Consider the following 1,175-nt stretch of genomic DNA (forward strand, 5'->3'; position numbering starts at 1 on the left):
GCAACAACACCCGCACCAACAGTACGTCCACCTTCACGGATCGCGAAACGTAGACCGTCTGACATAGCGATTGGGTTGATTAGTTCAACGGTCATTTGAACGTTATCACCAGGCATTACCATTTCTGTTCCTGCTGGTAGTTCACATGCACCAGTTACGTCAGTTGTACGGAAGTAGAACTGTGGACGGTAACCGTTGAAGAATGGAGTGTGACGTCCACCTTCGTCTTTTGAAAGTACGTATACTTCAGCTTCAAACTTAGTATGTGGAGTAACAGTACCTTTGTGTGCCAATACTTGACCACGTTCGATATCTTCACGCTTAGTACCACGCAATAGGATACCTACGTTATCACCCGCTTCACCCTGATCTAGAAGCTTACGGAACATTTCTACACCAGTTACAGTTGTTGTCTGAGTTGGGCGAATACCAACGATTTCGATCTCTTCACCAACTTTAACAACACCAGTTTCAACACGACCAGTTGCAACAGTACCACGACCCTGGATGGAGAAGATATCTTCAACAGGCATCAAGAATGGCTTGTCTGTAGCACGCTCTGGAGTCGGGATGTAAGTATCCAATGCTTCAACCAAACGAGCGATAGATGGCTCACCGATTTCAGACTGGTCACCTTCGATTGCTTTAAGTGCAGAACCCATGATTACTGGAGTATCGTCACCTGGGAATTCGTACATGTCTAGAAGTTCACGAACTTCCATCTCAACCAATTCCATCAATTCTTCATCGTCAACCATGTCCGCTTTGTTTAAGTATACAACGATGTATGGTACACCTACCTGACGTGACAATAGGATGTGCTCACGAGTCTGTGGCATTGGGCCATCAGCTGCAGAACATACTAGGATCGCACCGTCCATCTGTGCAGCACCAGTGATCATGTTTTTAACATAGTCAGCGTGACCTGGGCAGTCTACGTGTGCATAGTGACGTGTTTCTGATTCGTACTCAACGTGAGCAGTTGAGATGGTGATACCACGCTCACGCTCTTCAGGTGCGTTATCGATTGAACCGTAGTCTTTTGCCGCACCACCAAATTTCTTGGCCTGTACGATTGTCAATGCCGCTGTTAGAGTTGTTTTACCATGGTCAACGTGACCGATAGTTCCAACGTTTACGTGCGGTTTCGTTCTTTCAAACTTTTCTTTTGCCAT

The 1,175-nt window shown here is 46.2% G+C and carries 1 protein-coding gene; it reads right to left on the reverse strand.

Annotation, left to right across the window (positions count from 1 at the left end):
• Positions 1–1,175: elongation factor Tu (tuf, locus tag QCB45_RS11505; RefSeq protein ID WP_279421191.1), on the reverse strand; the 1,175-nt coding region annotated here is incomplete at both ends.

Source organism: Thiomicrorhabdus sp. ZW0627 (genome assembly GCF_029767005.1).
GTDB lineage: Bacteria > Pseudomonadota > Gammaproteobacteria > Thiomicrospirales > Thiomicrospiraceae > Thiomicrorhabdus.